This window comes from Mesorhizobium sp. M7A.F.Ca.MR.362.00.0.0, from assembly GCF_004023175.1.
Classification (GTDB): Bacteria; Pseudomonadota; Alphaproteobacteria; order Rhizobiales; family Rhizobiaceae; genus Mesorhizobium.
This window is the reverse complement of record NZ_RZTF01000358.1, coordinates 340-2,674: the sequence shown is the minus strand read 5'-3', so window position 1 is coordinate 2,674 and position 2,335 is coordinate 340. Positions and strand designations below refer to the sequence as shown.

General features: G+C 62.1%; 3 protein-coding genes. All 3 read left to right on the top strand.

Translation table 11 applies throughout. The features are described 5' to 3' along the window. The coding region (locus EOC06_RS43855; protein ID WP_245470201.1) for a phosphodiester glycosidase family protein at window positions 1-211 on the top strand (211 nt) is incomplete at its 5' end. A 148-nt stretch (window positions 212-359) separates the two neighbouring features. Further along, window positions 360-1,463: a GH25 family lysozyme gene (locus EOC06_RS29775; RefSeq protein WP_128309475.1), complete on the top strand. Its 1,104-nt coding sequence runs from the start codon at window positions 360-362 to the stop codon at window positions 1,461-1,463. A 153-nt stretch (window positions 1,464-1,616) separates the two neighbouring features. Beyond that, complete coding sequence (locus EOC06_RS29770) at window positions 1,617-2,225, top strand: class I SAM-dependent methyltransferase (protein WP_128309474.1); 609 nt, start codon at window positions 1,617-1,619, stop codon at window positions 2,223-2,225. Window positions 2,226-2,335: the final 110 nt, after the last annotated feature.

Sequence of the window (2,335 nt, the reverse complement as noted above, 5' to 3'; positions counted from 1 at the left end):
CGGGGTGCGAAAGGACGGCGTCGCGGTTTTTGCGATTTCGAATGGCACGGTGACCTTCCATGCCTTCGCCCGTCTGTTCCGCGATGCGCTCGGCTGCGACAACGCGCTGTTCCTCGACGGCACGATATCAAGTTTGTTTGCGCCTGCCATCGGCCGCAAAGACGACTATTGGAATCTCGGGCCGATGATCGGCGTTTTCAAAAAATCCTAGCCGGTTTCCATCGCGCTTACCCGCACGCGGTATGGGCGAAAAAAACTTGATTCAAACTTTATTGGTAATTTCTCATTCATAACTGATCCGGTTTGTCCGTCGGCTGTCGTTTTGCCCTCGGTCTGTTGTGTTTTGAGTACAGGTCCAGATGCGGATTCCGGGCGTCGTCAGTTTTTTGATCGCATCGCTATGCCTTGCCGGCTGCTCGTCGACGGCCGGCGTCGACGCGCTGGATTTGCAGAAACCGTCCAACGAGACCACCAGTTCCGTGATCCGGCCGCCGGCACCGATCGCCGCTGCTCCGGCGGCAAGGGGCAACAGAGCGGCAAGGGCCGGATTGGCTCCCATGTCTGACAACGGTCCGGGGGAAAAAACGCGCCCGTTCGGTTTGGCGGAGGAGGAAGAGACAGGGGTGTTTGCCGCACCCGACGTGCCTGATCCCCAAGTGCCTGATGTCGGCGGGCTGCCGGTCGAGCCGGCAGCCTTGGTGTCGCCGCCCAAGCTGTTGACCCGCGCGGCACCGGCCATGCTGGCCGGGCCGCTCACCCGTTACGGATTTCGCGACGCCAAGCCGATCAATTTCGGCAAGGGTTCGCCTCGCCGGCTTGCAGTGCACGGCGTCGACGTCTCGCGTTGGCAAGGCAACGTCAACTGCAACTGGGACAAATTGCGGGCCCAGGGCGCCAACTTCGCCTACATCAAGGCGACCGACGGTGGCGACCACCTCGATCCGATGTTCATGAAAAACTGGCGCAGCGCCGACGCCGCCGGCTTGAAGCGCGGCGCCTACCATTTCTTCTACTGGTGCCGCACGGCCGGCGAGCAGGCGGACTGGTTCATCCGCAACGTGCCCAGGGTCGAAGGCGCACTGCCGCCGGTGATCGACGTCGAATGGAACGGCGAGTCCAGCTGCAAGCGGCGGCCGTCGCGCGAAAAGGTGCTGGAAAAGATGCAGGTGTTCATGGACAAGCTGGAGCGGCATTACGGCCAACGTCCCATCATCTACACCGCGCCCGATTTCTACCGCGACAATCTCAGGGGCGAATTCCTCGACTATCCGTTCTGGCTGCGTGCCGTGGCCCAGCATCCGTCAAAGGTCTATCCCGGCCGCAAATGGCTGTTCTGGCAGTATTCCGGCTCCGGCCTGTCGCACGGCGTCACCGGCCGCATAGACCTCAATGTCTTCCATGGCGACGAACGGCAATGGCGCGCCTGGGCCGGCGGCCGGCAGACTGTAGCCGACGCCAACTGAGACAGTCGTCAGTCCCGGCGCGCTCCGCTCTGCCTGATGCCCGCGGTCTGGGCAAGCGCGATATCGGACTGCTCGATGGACACGCTTCGGCCGGCAGCATTGGCTGAGGAAAGTGTCCGGCTCTTTGACCGACATGGACGCATGGGAGGAAAGATGGGTGTGTCATCGGAGGCTCTGGCGCAGAGCCGTCAAACGATCAGCGCTTACGAGGATTATGCGGAACAATATGATGCCATCGTGCGCCATGTCCCCAACGTGAAGGAGCAGGCATCGCTGAAGCGCCTGGTGGCGATTGCCGGCACAGGCGGCCGGATTTTGGAAGTCGGGTCCGGAGCCGGATACGACGCGGATTTTCTGGAGAGTTTGGGTGTCAAAGTCCGGCGCACCGACGCGACCAAGCGGTTCCTGGAACTGCAGGCCGCGCGTGGCAAGCATGGCGAGTTGCTCGATCTCATCACCGATGATCTCGGCGGCCCCTACGACGCAGTTCTGGCCCTGTGCGTCCTCATCCATGTGCCTCGCGACGAGACCGACCAGGTGCTTGCCAAGATAGCCGGGGCGCTGCGGCCGGGCGGCGCCTTTCTCGTCTCGATGCGCAATGGCGACGGCGAGACATCAGGCGAATATCATACGGTCTACTGGCGCAGGGACGACTTCGCGGCCCGTCTCGAAGGCGCCGGGCTCGTCCTCATCAGGGACGATTTCAACGTCGGCCGCGATAGCGAAGAATGGAACACGTTCCTGGCCGTGAAGCCTGCATGACGCGGCGTGGGCTGTTGCCGTTTGCGCTGCTCAACCTTTTCAGATTTTGCGAATAAGCAAGACATTGCCGCAGCCTTGCTGTCTATGTGCAGGTTCCTGCACTCCTGGGG

Excerpts from the sequence above, each read along its gene's own strand:
- EOC06_RS29775 (WP_128309475.1), top strand. The coding sequence starts at position 360 with ATGCGGATTCCGGGCGTCGTCAGTTTTTTGATCGCATCGCTATGCCTT.
- EOC06_RS29770 (WP_128309474.1), top strand. The coding sequence starts at position 1,617 with ATGGGTGTGTCATCGGAGGCTCTGGCGCAGAGCCGTCAAACGATCAGC.